18 protein-coding genes and 1 CRISPR repeat array are annotated in these 21,262 nt (G+C 36.2%); of the genes, 2 read left to right on the forward strand and 16 right to left on the reverse strand.

Annotated elements, in window-relative coordinates:
- Nucleotides 1–139: 139 nt before the first annotated feature.
- Nucleotides 140–802, reverse strand: a complete 663-nt coding sequence (locus WMO37_RS05540; protein WP_349154510.1) for a hypothetical protein — start codon at nucleotides 800–802, stop codon at nucleotides 140–142.
- Between the two features lie 396 nt (nucleotides 803–1,198).
- Here WMO37_RS05540 and WMO37_RS05545 point away from each other — a divergent pair, with 396 nt between their 5' ends.
- Nucleotides 1,199–2,482, forward strand: a complete 1,284-nt coding sequence (locus tag WMO37_RS05545) for an HNH endonuclease (protein ID WP_349154511.1) — start codon at nucleotides 1,199–1,201, stop codon at nucleotides 2,480–2,482.
- 19 nt (nucleotides 2,483–2,501) lie between these two features.
- Here the strand turns inward: WMO37_RS05545 and WMO37_RS05550 are convergent, their stop codons facing one another.
- The 9 genes from WMO37_RS05550 to WMO37_RS05590 form a co-directional block, all read right to left on the reverse strand.
- The gene (locus tag WMO37_RS05550; protein WP_349154512.1) at nucleotides 2,502–3,632 is read right to left on the reverse strand and encodes a DNA methyltransferase; all 1,131 of its coding nucleotides are present in this window, start codon (nucleotides 3,630–3,632) and stop codon (nucleotides 2,502–2,504) included.
- A complete protein-coding gene (locus tag WMO37_RS05555; protein WP_270393813.1) occupies nucleotides 3,632–4,861 on the reverse strand; it encodes a hypothetical protein in 1,230 nt (409 codons plus the stop codon). Before WMO37_RS05555 ends, WMO37_RS05550 begins: the two co-directional genes overlap by 1 nt.
- 68 nt (nucleotides 4,862–4,929) lie before the next feature.
- Nucleotides 4,930–5,370: a hypothetical protein gene (locus tag WMO37_RS05560; protein ID WP_349154513.1), complete on the reverse strand. Its 441-nt coding sequence runs from the start codon at nucleotides 5,368–5,370 to the stop codon at nucleotides 4,930–4,932.
- Between the two features lie 98 nt (nucleotides 5,371–5,468).
- Complete coding sequence (locus WMO37_RS05565; RefSeq protein WP_270393810.1) at nucleotides 5,469–5,651, reverse strand: ribbon-helix-helix protein, CopG family; 183 nt, start codon at nucleotides 5,649–5,651, stop codon at nucleotides 5,469–5,471.
- A gap of 213 nt (nucleotides 5,652–5,864) precedes the next feature.
- A complete protein-coding gene (locus WMO37_RS05570; protein ID WP_349154514.1) occupies nucleotides 5,865–6,071 on the reverse strand; it encodes a hypothetical protein in 207 nt (68 codons plus the stop codon).
- Between the two features lie 685 nt (nucleotides 6,072–6,756).
- Nucleotides 6,757–6,981, reverse strand: coding sequence for a hypothetical protein (locus WMO37_RS05575; RefSeq protein ID WP_349154515.1), 225 nt, complete (start codon nucleotides 6,979–6,981; stop codon nucleotides 6,757–6,759).
- A gap of 228 nt (nucleotides 6,982–7,209) precedes the next feature.
- Nucleotides 7,210–7,842, reverse strand: a complete 633-nt coding sequence (gene ttdB / locus WMO37_RS05580) for a L(+)-tartrate dehydratase subunit beta (protein ID WP_349154516.1) — start codon at nucleotides 7,840–7,842, stop codon at nucleotides 7,210–7,212.
- Between the two features lie 12 nt (nucleotides 7,843–7,854).
- On the reverse strand, nucleotides 7,855–8,760 hold the full coding sequence (gene ttdA / locus WMO37_RS05585) for a L(+)-tartrate dehydratase subunit alpha (protein WP_349154517.1): 906 nt from the start codon (nucleotides 8,758–8,760) through the stop codon (nucleotides 7,855–7,857).
- A 100-nt stretch (nucleotides 8,761–8,860) separates the two neighbouring features.
- Nucleotides 8,861–10,126, reverse strand: a complete 1,266-nt coding sequence (locus tag WMO37_RS05590) for an SLC13 family permease (protein WP_349154518.1) — start codon at nucleotides 10,124–10,126, stop codon at nucleotides 8,861–8,863.
- 255 nt (nucleotides 10,127–10,381) lie between these two features.
- On the opposite strand from WMO37_RS05590, the gene WMO37_RS05595 reads away from it, so the two are divergent.
- Complete coding sequence (locus WMO37_RS05595) at nucleotides 10,382–11,272, forward strand: LysR family transcriptional regulator (RefSeq protein WP_349154519.1); 891 nt, start codon at nucleotides 10,382–10,384, stop codon at nucleotides 11,270–11,272.
- 17 nt (nucleotides 11,273–11,289) lie between these two features.
- On the opposite strand, the gene WMO37_RS05600 is transcribed toward WMO37_RS05595, so the two are convergent.
- The 6 genes from WMO37_RS05600 to cas9 all read right to left on the reverse strand — a co-directional run bounded on the left by WMO37_RS05600 (nucleotide 11,290) and on the right by cas9 (nucleotide 20,994).
- A complete protein-coding gene (locus tag WMO37_RS05600; RefSeq protein WP_349154520.1) occupies nucleotides 11,290–12,987 on the reverse strand; it encodes an acyl-CoA dehydratase activase in 1,698 nt (565 codons plus the stop codon).
- Complete coding sequence (locus WMO37_RS05605; RefSeq protein ID WP_349154521.1) at nucleotides 12,984–14,264, reverse strand: 2-hydroxyacyl-CoA dehydratase subunit D; 1,281 nt, start codon at nucleotides 14,262–14,264, stop codon at nucleotides 12,984–12,986. Before WMO37_RS05605 ends, WMO37_RS05600 begins: the two co-directional genes overlap by 4 nt.
- Before the next feature lie 347 nt (nucleotides 14,265–14,611).
- Nucleotides 14,612–15,240: a CRISPR direct-repeat array (repeat unit 37 nt; unit sequence GTTTTACACTAACTCAAATCTTCCAGTTACTAAAATA).
- A 71-nt stretch (nucleotides 15,241–15,311) separates the two neighbouring features.
- On the reverse strand, nucleotides 15,312–16,313 hold the full coding sequence (csn2-St, locus tag WMO37_RS05610; protein ID WP_349154522.1) for a CRISPR-associated protein Csn2-St: 1,002 nt from the start codon (nucleotides 16,311–16,313) through the stop codon (nucleotides 15,312–15,314).
- Entirely contained in the window at nucleotides 16,310–16,633 is a 324-nt protein-coding gene (cas2, locus tag WMO37_RS05615) for a CRISPR-associated endonuclease Cas2 (protein WP_349154523.1), read from the reverse strand. Before cas2 ends, csn2-St begins: the two co-directional genes overlap by 4 nt.
- Nucleotides 16,623–17,540, reverse strand: coding sequence for a type II CRISPR-associated endonuclease Cas1 (gene cas1 / locus WMO37_RS05620; RefSeq protein WP_349154524.1), 918 nt, complete (start codon nucleotides 17,538–17,540; stop codon nucleotides 16,623–16,625). The genes cas2 and cas1 overlap by 11 nt, the downstream gene beginning before the upstream one ends.
- Before the next feature lie 148 nt (nucleotides 17,541–17,688).
- Nucleotides 17,689–20,994, reverse strand: a complete 3,306-nt coding sequence (gene cas9, locus WMO37_RS05625) for a type II CRISPR RNA-guided endonuclease Cas9 (protein WP_349154525.1) — start codon at nucleotides 20,992–20,994, stop codon at nucleotides 17,689–17,691.
- Nucleotides 20,995–21,262: the final 268 nt, after the last annotated feature.

Below are 21,262 nucleotides of genomic sequence, written 5' to 3' on the forward strand. Positions count from 1 at the left end.
AAGATGTGGCAAGTAATATAGGTTATTTTCTATATAGGCTCTATAAGAATAACCTAAATCATCTGCCACAAGTTGCCCCAACTGTTTTTCCATAGAAAAAGGGCCTCGGTCTGCACCGACACCCCATGTCATTTTATCCTTATTCTCCGCAGCGGAATGCTGAATTTCCCGTAAGATTTCTAAGCAGAATCTTTCTCGCTGTCTTATACTCTTTTCCGATAAAGCCAAGTCTGAGCAGAAAACAGCAGAAAGCATATTTGTCATTGTCCGTTTCGGTCGGCTTTGATGATACCCTTTTTGCATCTCTTGCCATATCACACAGCCTTGAGATAAATTGCGTGTAGGCTGCAATATCATCTCCATCCACTGTGTATGGAAACCATGTGAAATTTATTTTTTCATCTGTAATTTCAATCTCTGTGCTGTCCATCCGAAATGCACGTTGACAAAGTGTCTGCTTGTTTGCTGTGATTTTCTGCAAATTTTCCAATGCCGTATCCGTAAGGCTTTCTCTCGGAATCGCTATTGTCAGTTTGTCCTGCTGCACTGGCACTTCTTCCGTTATTTCCGCATCGTCCTGAAACCCACGCTCTCGTAACTGCAGAATTAGGTCTTTCGTTGTTTCTTCTGCTCCCTCCGGGATATGCAGTACACCCTCTTTATCCAGTCGGTATCCTGCAATATCATATGCACAGCCTGGTACCCGTTCATAATGCGGTGCTGTCCCAAGTATGTTTCCAATCTCCTGTGCTAGTTTTAGTCTCTGCTTCGATTCCAATGTGAATATGATTTCATTCTTCATAATATGTACCCGCCTTTCTTTATTCGGTAGTACATATATCACTCTGATGGCACAAAATAGCAAGACAATTCGGATTATATTTCTGCCAAAATGTACGCAGAAAAACTGTGCTTTTTATGCTGCTTTTTACATGTTTTTTCTTCGTATTTCGGTACTATCTGGCAAAACAAAATCAGCTAAAGTGATGACATTCAGCGAATATTTTCACATTAACTGACCTTGACGGGTATCCCCCCTGTTTAATTCTGCGAAAATTCGCACGAAGGGGGCCATCGGTCTACTTAATTATTTCCTACAGAAATTTTCCTCCCCCTTATCACATTTTTATCCACTATATACAAAATATTCCTTGTATGATATTATTATTTTGGATTATTTTGCAAAGGAGGAATTATTATGCGTCGCTTAGCAAAAACTTTTAGAAAAGATGACTATTCTAGTTTTAAAGATTATCAAGAAATATCATATGACGAAGTATTTGTATATGACTTTTCTAACCCTCACACTAATAGACTAGTTTACTCAGAATTAAGCAAGTTTACAAAAGGTGATATTTTTTCATTTGGAGGATATATTTTTCCGAAAACAAACACATATATACAAATTTCACTTTTGTTTGATGACCATGTTGTACATTCTTATTCCCAACCATTAAATGTTCTGTGGAATCGAATTGGTTTTTGTTTTCCATGCTCAGTCCAATATCAAACAGCTAAAGTTATTCTTACTATAAATTGTGATCAACTATATACTTGGGGAATAACAAGTGGAACCATCGATTTAGAACACTATGAAATTCTTGATGGACTTTCTGATAACGATATATGTTCTGCACTTAACTTACCCCATCTTATGCCTGAAGCATTGTATTTACCTCATGATAGTATCATTATCATGCCAAATCCATCTATGTCTTCAAGCTATACGAGCAGAACGAAAGAAGACTTTATTCCTTTAAAAAAGTGTTCTTACTGTCAACGTTATCTGCCAATAGGAGAGACAATTGCATCATCAGCCTTCCATCATCACAAAGCAAAGGTTACAGGTTTCCAAAACGAATGCCGTTCTTGCAAAAAATGGAGAATAAACGATTACTTCAATCCTGATCGTTCATCTGATAAATTGAATGAATCAAGTATAATCACTCGAGAACGGAAAATCCTTCTTCGCGAACCTGAACAAATCATTGAACTTAAAGATAGAGAGACTGGTGAAGGCTTAAAAAGTCAAGTGTGGAAACGCTTTGGGAAAAAATGTTTTAACTGCGGCATCCCCCTTTTACTTAAGGATGTTCAATTAGATCATACTCGACCACTTGCCTATCTATGGCCTATAGATCAGTATGCCACATGCTTATGTTCTACCTGTAATAATAACAAGCATGACTCTTTTCCAATAGATTTCTATCAAAGCGAAGAAAAACTTCGTAAACTATCCCAAATTACAGGGTTGGCCTATGATAAATTGGTTCAAAAGGATGTTTGTGAAGAACAACTACAACGTATACTAGCTAATATCGTTTATTTTGCTAATAACCTTGACGCTAGAACATTTCGTTCTATCGCAAATAAAGTTATTGAAGTACGTCCATCTGTAGATTTATATAAAATTCTTAAAACTACCAATGCAAATGCATATAATGATTTAATGACAAGGCTAAATGAACGAAAAGATTCTTAATTATTCATCCGGAGATTTCCTATCTCCGGATTTTTTTCATAAATACAAAAATATGTTTATCTGTAGTACCTTTATCTTTTACGCCATGTTTTTCTGTATTACTTACATCTTCATACACAATATCGACAATCTTAAAATAATCCTTGGCCCTTACGGCTAATTCAGAAACCATATCATATTTTTTTGATCCACCAAGATGAAGTATCATAAATGCATCTTCTTTTAATAAACTATAGCATTTTTGAAAAAAAGTATAGTAAACATCCCAATTTGACATTTGCATTCGATCTAATGATGCTTTACTAGTTTCTAAAAAATCTTCTTTATTCCAACCACAGAGCCATAATCTCATCCAATTTGGTCTATCAAACCTCATCCCTACAAACGGTGGCGATGTAATTATTATATTAGCCTTCTCACAATTTAAATTTTCATAAGATCCCCAGTATGATTCACCTTTAACATAATTTTCTGGAAATTCGAACTTAGCACATTTGTATAATCTTTCAGTTATCTTTCCAACAACATTTTTATATATATACTCTCCTTTTGGTGCAAATGGAGTCAATGCATGTGAAGTTCTAGACAATGCATATGGTCTATTTCCATGCAAAATATGTAACAAATTTGCTGCTACATAGCATCTTTCTGCTGAAGGATTATTTTCCAAACACAAATTTTTACGAAACAACAATATCTCTCGTAGTGTGTCCTCATGAAAATAATCTTTAACACTTGCATTTAATCCAAATTCAGCCGACAGATAATCCTCTTCAGTCAATATCGAATTCCTATTTTTCTCTTCTAACCTAGCAAGTTCTTTCATAACATCATCTATCTTAGGAAAGGAAATTTTAGCCTTTGCTACTGTTGATGCTAAAATGCTAATATCATTACTGATACCTTTTCTTCCTTGTAGACAAGCTTCTAAAGCAATCGTCCCTACTCCTCCTAAAGGATCTAAGACAACATCGCCTTCCTCACTAAACATCTTTACTAACCAATGCGCTACCGCAGGCTTTAACTTTCCTTGATATGAACATAACGAATGTAAGTCATGCCCCCATGTTTTTTTTACATACTCTCCTCTTGTATATGGTAGTTCTTTCTTAAAACTTTCTATTTTCTTTATAAACTGTTCACTATTCATTATATTCTCACTTTTTCAAAAATTATTAATACTTGTTTCAACTTTGTTTTATCTCTTGAAAACCTCTCTGCAATTTGTGTAACAGAAATAACTTTAAAACCTATTTTTTCTGCTAACATACACAGAAAACTGTCTGTAGGAATATATACCCCATAAAATTTGGAATCACCTATATCCAGCGCAAATTTTGCCCCCGGCTTCATATAATGATACACACTATCTAAAACTTTATACATATCACTAAAATAACATCTAATCATAAAAGGAATTCTTTTATCTTTGGCTGATTGATCTAATTTACAAGCAACTTCTTCAACAAAAGAAAACTGTAACATATCTTCTAATCTAGAAGTAGTTGCATCACTTATACCTCCACAAACAGTCTTACATTTCAATCTTTTCAGATCATTTTCTGATTTCGCCTCTTCTGTGAGTAATAATTCTAAAGAGGTATTTCTAATATAGTTAGTTCCGTTTATATAAGGAGGAGAAGTTATTACAAAATCAAATCTCTCCAAATAATCATTATTTATAATACGTGCATCATCTGAAACTAAATAAGCAGATTCATATAAAATATCGCATTTATTTATATCATTAATAATCTGCAGCCACTTAAACAGAAACTGATTTTTTACATCAACAACTCTTGTTAGATATTCGTTATCGCGTCTTCGTCTCAAATCTGCTCGCCTTGTCATATTTGAGGTATCTACAGTAATGCATGCCGCTGCACATTTTATTAATCTTTTTACTTCATCAGAATAATCTCCAACCTCTGCCAAATCATAAATTGTTCTTAATTGTTTCAAATCTTCTTCAACAAAATATTTTTTTTCTAACATTGTCAGATACTTTGAAGCAGTCAAATCTCTTTGTGAAACATTCATAAATTCTTCAGACCCAACATAGTTTATAACAGTTTTCATTTCTTCTAAGTATTTAGACTTATTTGTCTGGACCTGACGCACTACATTTATTTTTGTATTTAGTATAAATCTCATGAACGGATTCATTTCTGAAAAATAGCTTCTCATTTTTCTTTTGGAAGCTTCTAAGTTCATTGTTCCGCTCCCCCCAAATGGATCATATACTTGCATTCCTTCACAGCAATACTCACCTAGCATATCACTAATCCAAGATGCAGAAAAACCCTCAACATATGGATACCATCTATGTACCGGAACCTCCTTTGAATCTTTGAATGTTAATCCTATTTTACCAGCCACGTCTTCATCTTCCTTTCATATTAGTACGATAAATATTAACTACATCCTTTATACCAATGAACATAATTTTAATAAGTACAAATAATTTCTTTAGTAAAATCTTTATCTAAATTGCAGTAACTATGTGATGTATATCGTTTCACAGAATCCAACCACTTCAGTAGTTCTTTTTTATTTTCAAGAACAATATATGATCTAGGCACTCTAAAGTCCAGAAAGATTTCTTGTATATCTGCTAGCTCAATTGGAACAATCTCCTTAAACCACAAAACCTTCATACCATAATTATTTCTTTTTTTAAAATCATTTATACGTTGTATTACTATCTCATCATCAATATATTTCTCCTGCCAATCACAAATATTTTCGCGTTCTCCTAATCCTATCTCGGCAACAATTGCTTGTATCGGTTTTCCTAAATATATAAATGCCCTAACAGGTTCCTCACAAAATCTCTTTCTATGTTCATATTTTTTTCTACCATCGTACAACGGCAAATACCATTTCATATCAAAACTCAAAAATATAGTCTTCAAATTTTTATTACCTCTCCCGTTTTTGTTATATTCTCAGTATCCCCTATAAACAGGAGTATTACTTATGGAAATCATTTATCCTTACAATTATTTTCATCAACATATTTATTTATTGCCTCTCTAATGACTTCTGACTTTGCTTTATTTAATAAAAGGCAATATCGTTCTAATCTTTCCAATGTGGCTTCATCCATACGAATTGTACATACTCTTTCCATATTATTTTCGCCCTTTGGTCTTCCCATTTTTTTCATACTCATCCTCCTTTCATATTACTATCATTTTACTTTTTGTAATACAAAATGTCAACTGTTTTTGTAATACAAAAAGTCCACAATGCAGGCATCCTTGTGAACTTCCAGAAATTTTAAACCTAAAAGTCTCCGGTCTCAGCACGGAGCCACTGAAACTGGAGACTTTCTATAGATTATAATTTCTGATCTTCAGATGAATCCAACTGAATGTATCTAAAGGATCTCCTCATAGGAGCGACTGTTCTTCATGACTGCATTCATCAGCTCCTCTGTCTGCAGTGCTTTCTTTTTGTCCAATAGACTCTTCAGTTTATCTGTTGCTTCATCATACTTCTTTTTAGCCTTGATTACTTCTGCTTCAGCAGTTTCGATCTGTTGGTTTACTGCATCGATTCCGATTATTCTTTTACCTCTCGCCATTTTTGTATGTCTCCTTCATCATACTTTTCTTCAGTTCTTCACTGATCCGGTTTGCTCGGTATTCTATGTTCTTGTCCGTCAATCCAAATGCATTCAGGATATTTTTGGAATATGAGCTATTTTAAGTTTTTTCTATTCACACAAATGGTTAGGTTTAAAAAGTTCTGGAAGTTCACAATCCTACCTACAATGTGGCTTTTATCATTCATATTCACCCTCTAAGTAGTCACTTACTACTAAGGAATTCTCCCCACATGTTTGCCTTTATTCCCATTTTTCCAATGCGCCTTAGTAGTCGAAACCGTAGTAATTCCAGAACTTTCCGCCATATTCTGCCCCGTACCGCCCCAGTCTGCGAAGGTATGTATTGTCATAAAACTGGAGTGCCGTGGCAGATGAAAAGCATTTTTATCATATATCTAAGCTTTCCTAAATGCTTGATTTTACTGTATTTTCGGCACTTACAACAATTCTACAATATTTCTATGACAGTGTTTTTGTTCACATTTTTAGCATATGGCGGAATAAATTTTCCTAATATAAAGTAGCCATAGGCATATCATTCTTATCCTTATCTGCATCATATCCATTACTGAAAATTTTCTTTACCTTATCATAATACTATGGGGTATTTTCATCCTTTTCTATGAAGTATATGAATGGTGCAGTATCGACAAATGCTTTCTTATAATCTGTCATTTTCACGCATCTCCTTCATATATTCATCTACATGCTTTCCTCTTTCGCTTGGAATAACAAAACTATCCCAGTCAACAGGTGCTTTCTTTGCTTTTCTCTGTGGAGAATTTAACAGCGTAACAATAACCTCCGTTCCGTTATAATCTCTAATATCTTCGTCTTCAATAACAACTGTGTTGCCTTGTACAATTCCCTTTACTGCCGCTAACATAGGTCATACCTCCTTTAAATTTTCGTCAATGTGCTTTGTAACCTCAAAACTTTTTGCCTTATAACCTAAGTAGTTATATCTTTATTATCTAACTTCTTAATCGACTTATAATAATTTATCATTAACATTCTCTGTTCAAACGACATACATTGAATCATTCTTTATTATCAGCACAAGGAGTTAGGGCGGCAGACCTGATTGGTCTGCCGCCCCTGTTTTTAAGTTTATTTATTTTATGAATTTGACATTAGGATATATTGCTTTCTTGGCTTCTTCTTTTCTCTCATTGAACGTCACTTTGTTCTGTTCAAAAAGGTTGTCGCCATTGGCATCTATTGATACGATAAGAGGACCGAATTCCTTAACCTTACAGCACCATAATGTTTCAGGCATACCAAGTTCGTCCCAGTGATGTTCAGCAATTTTTTCAACTTCTGTTGCTGCCACTACGGCACATCCGGCAGGGAATACACAGTGAATTGCGCCGAATTCTTTACATGCTCTTTCCGTGTTTGGTCCCATTCCGCCTTTTCCTACAATTACTCTGACACCTGTCTGCTTTGTAAATTCATATTCAAATTTCTCCATACGCATTGATGTTGTCGGTCCTACAGATACCATCTCGTAATCATTATCTGTTCCTTCAATCTTTCTTACGATAGGTCCCGCGTGAAATATTGCCTTATCCTTAATATCGTAAGGAAGCTCTCTGCCATATTCTACAAGTCTTCTGTGTGCAACATCACGGCATGTCATTAAATCTCCGTCAAGCCATACAATGTCACCAATCTTAATATCCTTTAAGTCCTCGGCACTTACCGGTGTAACAAGAACCTTTTTATCGCCTCTGATTTCTACCATTTTCTAATCCTCCTATGCGTTCAGGTCTATTGTTGAATGTGTATCACATACTGCATTTAAGTCTTTGTCAAATATCACATGGCCCCGTCTGTGTGACCAGCAGCCTACATTAACAGCTACACCGATTGTTGATGGATGTCTTGCTGTATTTTCAATATTAACTCCCATAACAGAGAATTTACCGCCCATACCCTGAGGTCCGAGTCCGATAGCGTTGATTCCGTCTTCAAGCAGCTTCTCCATTTTAGCAGCATTTTCATTGTCATTATGTGAACCGATTGGTCTCATAAGTGCCTTCTTGGAAAGAAGTGCCGCCGTTTCAACAGAAGTTGCAACACCTACGCCTACAAGAAGTGGAGGACATGCATTCAGTCCATAACTTGTCATCTGGTCAAGCACGAAATCTGTAATCCCCTCGTAACCTGCACCCGGCATAAGAACCATTGCCTTGCCCGGAAGTGTACAGCCGCCGCCTGCCATGTATGAATATATCTCGCAGTGGTCATCATTCGGAACAATATCCCAGAATACTGTCGGAGTTCCCTTACCAACATTTCTCTTAGTATTGTACTCGTCAAATGTTTCAACAGAGTTATGTCTTAACGGTGTTGCAAATGTTGCCTGTACAACAGCCTCCTTTAACAAATCTTCAAGTTCATTAATCAGCGGGAAGTTTGTTCCACATTTAACCCAGAACTGTAATACACCCGTATCCTGACAGCTCGGTCTATCAAGTGATACTGCCAGTCCCTGATTCTTCGTCATTGTTTCATATAATACCTTTGGAAGCGGTGCTGTTTCCTGTGCTGCAAGTTCCTCAAGTTTTGCAATTACATCATCCGGTAACTTCTTACCGATATGGCCAACAAACTTAGCCATTTTGTCTGTCATCAGCTTTACGCTCTGTTCTTTATTCATATAAATCCTCCTTGTTTTGCGAAGCAAAATGCGACTGCCCTTGCAGGAGCAGAGGATTTTTGCCTCCTTGTTTTGTAACATTTTTAATTTCCGCTTTATCTTATGGATAGAACGGATATAATATTGGTAACAAAATCATACACAACACAAATGATACGAATATCAGCGGAAGTCCGGATTTTACATAATCCTTGAACTTATATCCGCCAAGACCGACTACCATTGTATTCGCCGGCATTCCGATTGGTGTTGCATATGCACATGATCCCGCAATAACTGTAGCAATTACTACTGCTCTTGGGTCTGCACTAAGGCTCTCTGCCAGTGATACGGCAATCGGAACCATAAGTGCCGTTGTTGCTGTATTGGACATGAAGTTTGTAAGTACACATGTAACTACAAATATCACAAGCAGAAGAACTGTAGGGCTTGGATTAGAACCCATAATTCCGACAATCTTATCTGCTATCAGTGTTCCTGCTCCTGTTTTCTCAAGAGCACTTGCAAGTGCAAGTGAGCCGCCGAATAACAGCACAACCTTTAAATCAATAGACTTCAATGCTTCTTTCTCAGATATAACACCTGTAAGTACCAGTATTACTGCTCCGAGACAAGCTGAAATCTGTATCTTAATTCCTATCTTGTCCTCAAATATCATGGCAAGAATAACAAGAATTAACACAATAAGTGACATTACCTGCTTCCATTTCGGAACATTGCCAAAATCTCTCGTCTGCTCAGGCGCATCTTCCGTGACCGTCTTCTTATCCGGAAGAAGTCTGCATCCTATTACAACAAAATAAATAATTCCGCATATAAGCATTGGTATTCCAATCGGTGCATACATGAAGAAGCTTGTTGAAAGTCCTAATTCTTCAAGTGCATTTACACCCATAAGATTTCCCGGTGCTCCGATTATTGAAAGGTTTCCTCCAAGGGCTGCCGCGAATACCAGCGGCATTAACAGGCGGCTTCTTGAATATCCTGATTCATCTGCTATTCCACAGACAACAGGTATAAGTACTGCTGCTGTTCCGGTATTTGAAAGGAACCCTGACATAACCCCTACGATTAACATTATCGCAATAATAAGTATCTTTTCAGACTTGGCAAATTTAGTAACAATACCTCCGATTTTATTCGCCATGCCCGTTTCAAAGAGTGCCTGTCCAACTACGAACATTCCGACACACAGTATTACATTGCTGTTTACATATCCTGCAAATGTTTCCTTTACCGTAAGTACATCGGTAAGGTTTAACCCCAGTGCAACAATCGTAGCTGTAAGGCCAAGCGGAATCTTTTCAAGTATAAAGCTCATTACAGCAAACAATAGAAACAGTAACGTTATTGTTGTTTGAGACATTTTGCCTCCCCCTTTCACAAATTATTTTTTGCTAGCTTTTTGTCCGGACACATTTTTAATGTAACTAAAGTATAAGTCTGTTCTAACAAAAAAACAATTTAATGATTTTTATGTTTCAATAAAAATTTTTTATGATATAATGAACACAAATACTATTAGCGGACAAATACAAATCGTTCTGCAAAGCAGGACGCGCGCACGTCAGCGCGAATTTGTGAATATAGGATAGATCATACCTGAAGGAGGAACTGCACTATGACACTGAACCAGTTAAAATATTTCTGTACGGCCTGCCGCACTCATAGTATCACTAAAGCTGCCGAAGAACTTTTCGTGACACAGCCGACAATATCCATTGCCATAAAAGATTTAGAAGCTGAATTTAATATTATTCTGTTTACAAGGAACGGAAATCATCTGGAACTGACCAGTTCCGGCGAAGTATTTTATGAAAAAGCGAAGAAGCTGTTAAAACACAGTACAGAAATGCAGAATGAATTCTTAGAATTAGGCAATCGCATTCCTATTCTCAAAATAGGAATCCCACCTATGTTCAGCACTATATTTTTTCCTGAGGTAATTAACGCATTTGAATTACATCACCCTGATATCCAGATAGAATTAGATGAGTTCGGTTCTGTACGTGCATGTAATCTTGTTCAGGAAGAAAAGCTTGGTCTCGCTATTGTTAATATGGAACAGTTTAATATTGATAAATTTGAAAGCCGTGTTCTCGCTAAAGAACAGCTTGTGTATGTTGTATCTAAAAATCATCCTATGTCTGGGAAAAAATACATGACCATTGAAGATTTTAAAGATGAAAAACTTGTCATGTTTAATGTAGATTCTGTGCAGAACGAACTCTTAAAAAACAGATTCGACGGATTAAATATCAGTCCTCACATTATTATGCGAAGCAGTCAATTATATACTACGCTGAAATTTGTTGATAAAGGCAACTGTGGCTGTTTTCTTTTCTCCGATATGCTGCCACATTTTAGAGAATATGTCGGAATTCCTCTTAAACCGTCCATTGATGTAAAGATAGGAATTATATGGAAAAAAGAAAAATTTTTAAGTCACAGTGCCCAGTTATTTATAGATTTTGCCATGCAGTATTGTTCAGAAAAAATCATTACTCCATAATTTTTTTACGCTGTATCCTATTCCCCCTTCTTGCACTTCTCATACGCAAACAGCGCCGCTCCCAGCGCACCGCAAAGCTGTGCCTCATCGCAGATATACAGCTTTGCGCCGAGCTTTTCTTCGAGGGCATTGGTGATTCCTTTGTTTTTGGCAACGCCGCCGGTCATCATATATTCTCCCGGATTGTTCTTTCCGAGGCGGGCGGCAAGCGCCCCTACTTTTGAAGCGACAGAAACATTTAAGCCGTGGATAATGTCTGCCACATTTTTATTCTGGGCAACGAGGGATACCACTTCCGATTCCGCAAAAACCGTGCACATGCTGGAAATCACAACATTTTCTTTCCACTCCAGTCCCTTTGTACTCATCTCCTCTAACGAAAGTCCCAGCGTTCTTGCCATCATTTCAAGAAAACGTCCCGTTCCCGCCGCGCACTTATCATTCATCAGGAAATTCTTTACTGCGCCGTTTTCATCAATGCTGATTGCCTTAATATCCTGTCCTCCGATGTCAATGACCGTACGCACCCGCGGGTTCAGATAATGTGCCCCTTTTGCGTGACAGGTAATCTCTGTAATGCTGTCATCGCCGCTGTCAATATAGGCACGTCCGTATCCCGTTGTCACGATTCTTACGATTTCTTCCTTTTGAATGCCGGCTTTTTCCACCGCCAGTTCCAGACTCTTTTCCGCACTCATCATTGCCCCGCCGCCGGTCGGGATAATCATTGTCGACTTAATTTTTCCGTCCCGGTCCAAAATGACCACATCTGTACTGGTTGAACCGCTGTCAATTCCTGCTGTATAGTAAACTCCTGATTCCATTCTTTTCTTTGCCTCCTCGCTGATTTCCTTTCCCGGATTGGTATCGTCCGCACCTTCTATCGTTTCTGAAAATGCCTGGATTCTCGTCAGTAACTGTCCTGCGCTCTGACTTGTAAAATCCGTTTCTATTTTAAGCATCGGAACTTTGATGTTCTTTTTAATACTTGCATATTCAAATCCGTAATAATCACAAAACTTAATTGTATGATAAATGATTCCTTTTAAATACGGATCCAGATACAGCCGGTTTCTGCGGGTGCTGTTGTTCATTCTGAAACACGGCATCTGACAAAGCAGTGCATCCGCATATGCAAGAAACATTGCTTCTTCGTCCATTTTCTGCATATCTTCTGGAATGACCGCCAGCCTGCGCCCGCCTGTACAGGTCAGATTTTCTACGTTCATCTGGATATTTTCGCGAATCATCTGCTCTAGCACGCCGCTCACACGCACGCCCAGCACACCAATATACGGTTTATTTTCGGTATCCTTTTGTTCAAATGCTTTCAAAAACAGTGATTTATCAAATTTTTTTCCGGAATATTCTTCATAAGCTTCTTTCAACCGGCAGATTGACGCGGCAAATTTCACTTTTTCACATTCCTCATCGTCATGCGGAATATCCAGCATATAAAGGAATTTGCATTTTCCGGTGCTTTCTACAATATCATACACGCGCCGCATAGAATCACAGCAGTTGACAAGCACCAGTTCCTCTGCTTTTCCTTCCAGCACCGCCTGAATCACAGATTTTCCGAAGCCGCACAGATTTGCATGAGCAATCTGGTCCGACATTTCAAAATTTTCCGGCATTTCTTCCAAAACCGCACATTTTTCTCCAAAGCCCTGAAACAGTTCTGTCGGGGTATATTTACAGACATAATGAATCATGAATGTTTTTCCTCCTTGTTCTTTTCCAGCATTTCCGCAAATGCCTGAAGTCTGGTGGACACCTGTCCGTCACTAGTATTCGCCGGATTGCAACCGTCACCATCCAAAATCATTGTCGGAAGTCCTGCCGTTTCCAAAACATTTTTAATCAGTCCGGATGCGCCGATTGTCCCTTTACATCCCCAGTGTGCAAACAGGATTCCACCATCTGCATCTGTCTGTTTTGCAAGTTTTTCCGCCATCCGGATTCTTTCTTTAACACTTCCGTTATAAATACAGTGAACCATTTTCTCCGCCATTGCCTCATATGGGTCATCTGCCTGCATTTCACGGAATCCGTCTGCTACAAAATCGCAGGCGCTGATGTGCATGGTTTTGCTGTAATTAAATGTCTCTTTCACCGGCTGCTGTAAAAACGGCATAATGTGCATCCAAAGGACATGAAGCCCGTCTCCCTTTGGTGCATTTTTTACATCTTCAAGAAGCAGCTCGGTGTATTTAAGCGATGTTTCCGACCCCGCCAGCAGATGACACATAAAAATCGCATATAATTCATTGGTGAGAGATGTCACCGGGTCATGGTCTTTGCGCAAAGCAAGCTGGCTCTTAAAATGTGCCGCCGCTTTTCTGCTGTTTGTAACGGCATTTTCCACCGCTTCTTCTGTAATTTTCTTTTCGGTAATGTCTTCCAGAAAATGTTTCAATTCTTTTAACTGATTTGCAACATATTTGATTGAAGACTGCGTTTTTTCATATGGAACATCAATATAGAAGCCCGGACAGCTGTATTTTTCCTTTAAATAAGGAAATGTCATCATATTTCCGTCACAGGCAAGATTGGTATAAATCATACATTTCGGCGCCGGTAAAATGCCGGTCAGCGCCACGCCCAGAAAAACTCTGTGATATGAGCACATGGTTTCCGGAAATCCTTCTTCCTCGGTTTTGCGTAAAAATATCTGCTCACATTTTGTACCTGCTATAAAACAGGACAGCGCTTCCACGGAATACGGTGTCAGTCCCGCCGCCGTTAGAAGTTCTCCCGGAACGAAAATGCTCATCATTGCCGAATTTTGCGGTTTTGCAAGTGCCTGAATTATATTTTTCATGACCACCCGCGCCGCATACTGCCCGGACAGCGGAAGCTCCCGGTCCGGAAAAAGCTGTAGTTTTTTCTCCTGAAGCCGGTATCCGGCAAGCAGAAGACGGCGGGCTTTGTCAGGGTCTTTTAACGCTTCGTTTCCCACCACATTTCCAAATTTTTCTATAATATCCATTTGTGTTCATTCCTACCTTTTTGTTCTGATTTTCAGCAATATCTGTTCTGCATGGTTTTGAACAAATCAATGTTTATTATAGCAAGTTGTGGGGAATTGTAAATGTTTTGTTTTGGGGAAGACACTTAATCTTTATATCCCTTTTGTTATAGAAAAATCATGAAATTCGAATAATTGTTTTAGCTTCGTATTGATATATTAATAGCTTACACCTTATTTTACACTAACTCAAATCTTCCAGTTACTAAAATATATCACCCTAAACGATATAGGCATATTCAATTTTATACCAGCCTATGTTTGCCAGTTATTAAAATAATTATACATTTTTACAGGTGTGATAGCAAGCTTTATGCTAACTCAAATCTTCCAGTTACTAAAATCTCACTCAGCTTGTTGTTAGTTATCCTGCTGTTTTACACTAACTCAAATCTTCCAGTTACTAAAATACATCTTGCAATTCGATTTCTGCACACATTGTTTTACACTAACTCAAATCTTCCAGTTACTAAAATGTAAAAGAAACCTGCGATTATCTTGGAATGTTTTACACTAACTCAAATCTTCCAGTTACTAAAATCACTATTATAAAGGCGACCAGCCGGTATTAGTTTTACACTAACTCAAATCTTCCAGTTACTAAAATCAGACTGGATAAGCAAATATGGCACAGATTGTTTTACACTAACTCAAATCTTCCAGTTACTAAAATAATATATCAGGCAGTGAAATCGGTTGCAGGGTTTTACACTAACTCAAATCTTCCAGTTACTAAAATATGTACTGTCTAAGCTGGTACTGTGCGTAGTTTTACACTAACTCAAATCTTCCAGTTACTAAAATATTGGGAGAGTGCCGGTATACAGCAAAATCGTTTTACACTAACTCAAATCTTCCAGTTACTAAAATAATCTACTGCGGCAGATAAAGAACGTAATCGTTTTACACTAACTCAAATCTTCCAGTTACTAAAATGTCAAATTGCCCTTATGAAACGTCTTCCACAAAAGACTATTATAAACATTTCAGTAACTACTAACATAATAATTATAACATATTCCCGTGCAGTAAAAAAGAACTTTCTTCTAAATGTGCCTGCTCCTTTTTTACCTCTTTTTCGATGAATGTATCATTGATTAATTTCAAAACAACTATATTTTTGTCTTCTTCCAAATATCCTTTCATTCCAATTTTGTGCACATTATTCTTTATTACCTTATAGAGTTCTTCTTTACTCCACTCTTTATAGTAAGGGTAATGATTATTTACAAAATTTTGTACTTTTTCAATCTCCGGAAAAATAAAGTTTTCTGCATTATATACATGAATATCCTCTATTGTAGATTCAGTAACATAAACATATTGTTGCAGGCTTGTTGTAAATATAAAATAAATATCATACTTTTTCGTAATATCTTCACATGCCTTAACTACATATTCATATTCTTCCGTTGTCAATAAATGGTCTATATTTTCCCATAGTATCATTGTTTTTTCCGGATTAATTTCTAATAATTGTTTTATAATGTCAATACATAGATTTACCAGCTCAAAATCCGATGCTTCCTCAATATGCCGGCTGTCCGATAAATACACTTCAGATTTTTGAACAATGTCCCACAAATCCGAATACTGATAATCTAATTGAAGATTTACAATATTTCTTTCTAGCATTTTATTCAGCATGAGATAGATTTTTGTTAAATTCTCGTCAATATAACTCATCTGCTGCTGGCAGTCAAAATCATTTAAAAAATATCGTATGCACTGTGTAAGCAGATTGGTTTTACCGATTTTTATTGTTTCTATCATACTTGCTCTATCGGCATATTTTATTAATCGAAAGTATTTTCTTCCAATTTCTTCTCCGTCTAACCGTATGATTCCCCTGTTTTTTTCTTCATAATCTGCATATTTCTCACCGGAAAAATATTTTTTTATAATTCTGAGAATTTGATTTTTCCATACAATATTTTGTCCGCAAAGCTGTGTAACAGGCTCTATATTTATTTCTGCTGTTCTATCAATTTGAGATATTTGTAATATCATATGACAATCATCCTTTCCGTACCTAAGCACTCTTCCTGTAATGACCTGCTTCCTACCAATATCTTCATATCCTGATACTGTTTTTCCGTAATTGAGATTAATCGTACATTTCCCTTTGCCGGAACAATTCTTTTAATTCTTTTTTCAATACGCTCTGCAAATTCCTTACTCGGACATGTCCTTACATATACGGAATACTGCATCATTATAAATCCCTCTTTCATTATATTTTTTCTAAATTGTCTATACGCCCGTTGTTCTTCTCCTGTTTCCACAGGCAAATCAAACATACACAACATTCTCATTACTTTATATTTCATCCTCTTCACCTATGTAATCTGCTACAGACGGAAAACAGATTGTGTCACGTTTCCCCATAACCAATGATGCTACCTGTTCCACATATGTTTCTAACATATTACAGACATACATTTTCTTATTTTGATACTGTATTTTATGATTTAACAAATTTACTATTTTTCTTCGATGTTCTGATGAAAAATATTCCTCTTCCTGTAACAACCGGTATACATAATAATCCACAACCGGACGAATTGGTTCAATCAAATCATCGCATAAATTAAACCTGTTATATTCATTTTTATGATGTATGCCAATCTGGGGATTCAGTCCATATCCCACACATACTCTGGACAAATAAGAACGAATAATGGCATAACCGTAATCCAGCCCCGAATTTAATAAGATATCTTCATTCCCCCTTGAAAATGTTGTCCCCATTAATGTATTAAAATAAACCTTTGCAGCATGCGCCTCTCTATTTGTAATATCTCCCGGCTGCACCTGTTCTCTATAATCATACATTTTTTCAAATGCAGTTTTGTTTTTCTCCAACAATTCCAGAACCTGACATTGATTTGCAATTTTTTGCCGGACAATTTCTATCCATAAATTATCCTTATTTTTCTCTGTAAAATAATCAATCTGCTTTAATTGTACCTTTGTTGCCCTGCTGTGATTTGCCAATGCTCCATAAATTCCTACCGGTTGATGACTTGTATCAGATATAACAAGTTCAATTCCATATTCAGCAAATGTCGTTAAAGTTCTTACTGTAATTGTTGTCGTTAAGTTATCCATAACAATTACCGAAATATCTTCCAATGGAATCCACACATCTTTTTCTAACCCCTTTGATATAATCAAATTGTTTAATTTAACTTTTATAGAAACCTCATTTTCAATCATAATTACACGATACGCCATTTTCCCCTCCTATTTTTGTATAAAAAAAAGGAACATCCGTCGATGTTCCTTCGTTTCGGCATAAAGCCTTGTTTTAGTAGCTCTGGAAAACTTGAGTTAGTGTAAATAATTTTCCATAGCTATATGGTACATCTAATAGTGTGTTTTGTCAACATTCAAATGAGAATATTTCTTTTTCTGTAATATATTGATTACCCAAAATATCCACATGAACTTTTTTTATGGACGTTGTCTTTCCCAGCCCCACTAAATTCTGTCTATTAAACTTTGCTCTGTCAACAGGTTTTGTTTCAATATAATTTCTCTGAGCCGGCATTGTCCTCGACTGAAATCTCTCTGTAAAAATCTCTCCTCCTTTTTCATACTGAATAATATTATTTCTATAAAATGACAGTCTGAATTCATAGCCCAGTTTTTCCAAGTCTGCTCTGCCCTGTCCTTCCTGTAACATTTTTTCCTGTTGTAAAATCCGCGTATATGCTTCCTCATCAATTACCGATTTTCCTGCTTCAAATTTTACATCAGACTGCTTTATTCCAATCAGATAATACTTACTGTCATTTTTATTGTAATATACATCCATTCTATATGGATTTAAACTTGCTAAAATAACCTTTCTGCTGTTTCTTTCATATCCATATTTATGTGAAACGTCTATACATGAATTCACTTCACCGTCTACATATTTTAAGCTGACAATCTTCGGTCCATTATTTTTTTTCGCATATCTACGCACCCAGTCCCCTGTTTCTTTTTCATACTGCACAAAAGGATTCTTGGCATCTTTATACCGCTCACATATCTCTAATAAAGAGGCAAATGTCTTAGGGTCATTCCTTGCCATTAAAAAGCTATTCTGTTTTCCTTTCTTTATCATTTCAGCAAATTTCTTATATCCGTCTATACTTCGAATATCTTTAATTTTACTAATCTTATATACCCCACCATCCAAATTTCTTGTTCCGTAAATAGTTTGATTGCATAGTGCACGGTTGCATTTTTTATCAACCTTATGCCAATATTTTACATGCTTTTCTGTTTCTTTAATATTGTTTCGTATTTCTAGCCATTTCTGCCCTTCTTGTCCATACAAACACTTCTCGTATACTTCATCTGTCATATTTTCTTTCCACATCTCAGGATTCAGAATTTCTCCCGTTTCAAAGTCGATAAATTCTCCCTGCAATTTTCTAAACGTATTATATCCCATTTGAGAATATACAATTAACAAAGCATCTACCGCATGATGTGCAAAAGATTCCTCCCGATTCTTATCTAATCTCATATTTTTTCGCATCTGACTTGTATAAGCACCGCAGATAACAGATACTTTCGTCCCTGTTTCATTTGCTCTGAAAAAACTCTGCAACGTATTTAACACAACTCTTGAGGCATATCTGGTATCATTAAGATTCCTGTTAATAAAGCCCTTTAAAACATCAATCTTTGTGATATCTTTCATAAATAATAGATTTTCGACCTTTTTATAATTAATATTTTTCTTCCGATGAAGTTCATTAACCTTAGCTACATACTCATTCCAGCCCCACCCCCTATGTAACATTGTTAAATACTTATACGGCGTTGTCTGTCCTTTCTCCTGATTTTCAGTTGCATAAACTAATACCTTATTATTTCTACTATCATTAAACGAAATAGATAACGGTATAATATGGTCTATTTCATACATGTCAGAAGCTGTCAGTAATTGATTAATATCAATTTGTTTTCCTGAATAAAGGCATATTCCTTCTTGTTCATTCCACAATTTAAGTTTTAATGCCAGTTGCTTATGATTTCTGAAATGTGCCGATGTAACTTGTATGCCATATTCCGATTTTATCTTGTCAATAATTTCTTTTAATTCCTTTTCATTTCTGCTTTGTTCCTGCTTAATACGCTGTTTTTGTTCCTCGTCATTTTTATCCCTCGGCATTTCAATAACAACTAATTCCGGATTTCCATATTTTTTTATTACTGCATTTAATGCTTTAACAGCAATACGCGCAGAACGAACTACTACGGGATTATATATTTCATTCGTCATTGCCTCCTGCGGAATATATTTTAATCCTTTATAAAGTTCATCTGACGACTTTAACAGCTTCATTTCACTCAATAACGTCATCTGTTCTTTAGGTTGTTCATACATTTCAGGTATCAGAATATTTAACAATTTCAATGAAAAAGAATGCCACTTACTAAATGGTTTGCCATCTTCTTTTCTTAAATTAATTAAACTGTCAATTTCCTCTTTACTCATTCCAATACCGGAATCAATTAATTCCTTCTCAATGGATTCATGCTCTGTATTTAGTGTAAGAATTCGACCAATTTCATCGAGTTCTGCCCGCTCATATTCTTCTATGTTTTTTCCGGCTTCAAATAATGCCTTTTTCATCTTCCGATATGCCTCAAATGAATGATAAATATGCTTGTCGTCCTTTATTCTGGCACCTTCTATTGTCTCTGCATTTTCTCCGGATACCATACATATGATTTTTTCTACATTTACACGCTGTGAATTTTTGATAGTTTCAACAATCTGACGCTTTTCTTCTTCTTCCAGCTTACGTCCACCAATCGTCAAATTATTAAGATCATTTAATAAATTAAATTCCTGTGCCGAATAGGATGCTGCAGCCGCTCTCATTTCTTCCGGAAACACCGAGCATTTTCCAATTAATTTCTCAAAAATGTTTTCTTCTGTTATATAATTTCCCGTCGATTTATCAATTCGGGTTGTATATATACCATAATCTGTTCTTGATTTTTCAGTTCCCGGACCTTCGTAATATTTGCGTTTTCTGCTAAATATTCTTTGATATTTTTCTATAAAATCATTCGTTAGTTCAGGATAATATTTTGATTGTGCTTCTAAAATTGTATCAATTTCTTTCTTGTATGCACTAAATGTATAAACATTGCTAAGTACTGTTTTGTCACCATTTTCTTCTACTATAATTTGTCCACGGTACGCACCATATTTTTTAAATCGCTCTAACTGAATCTGACACGGATACTTTGTTTCTAACTCCTGCTGATTAATCTGAATTCCTTTCTGATACTCACTGCCGCCTTCCGTGCTTTCTTCAAAATCATCAAGATAAGAAATCCCTCTGTGTTTTAAACTGTTATAAAGTACAACATATAACTCGTCCATTGTAATTTTCTCTTGTAACGCACGTACTTTTAATTCTAAAGAATAAAGATTAATATTTTTCGGTATTATAAATCCTTCAGCACCCCATAACTTTTTAAAATCTTCAAGTCTTGTATGTTGTCTTCTTTTCAATCTTCGAGCCTGACGAAATTCACGTCTTTTAACATTCTCCGACACCTCTGCGCAATTAAATAAATCTGCCACTGTTTCCAGTACGTTTCCTGTATCTGAATCAACTACAGCTAAACCTACTGATGCAATACCAATGTCCAACCCAATATTAATTCCCATAATTCTATCTCCTTCATATTCATTCTTACTTTGCAATCATTGCAATTTCTATATATTATATATATCACCCTATATTTGAATTGTCAACGATATGGCATTTTAATTTTCTAAGCATATAAGCCTTTTACCTATTTAATCCGACAATATGCCAAAAAGGGGCTGTCGCACTAAGAAATTAGTGCGATGCCCCTTTTTTTATGTTAATGTGGTATATAATCTAAAAAAAATAAATCCCAGGCTTCGAAAACCCTGGGATTTATGGTAAAAT

The organism is Lachnospira intestinalis (genome assembly GCF_040095895.1).
Classification (GTDB): Bacteria; Bacillota; Clostridia; order Lachnospirales; family Lachnospiraceae; genus Lachnospira; species Lachnospira intestinalis.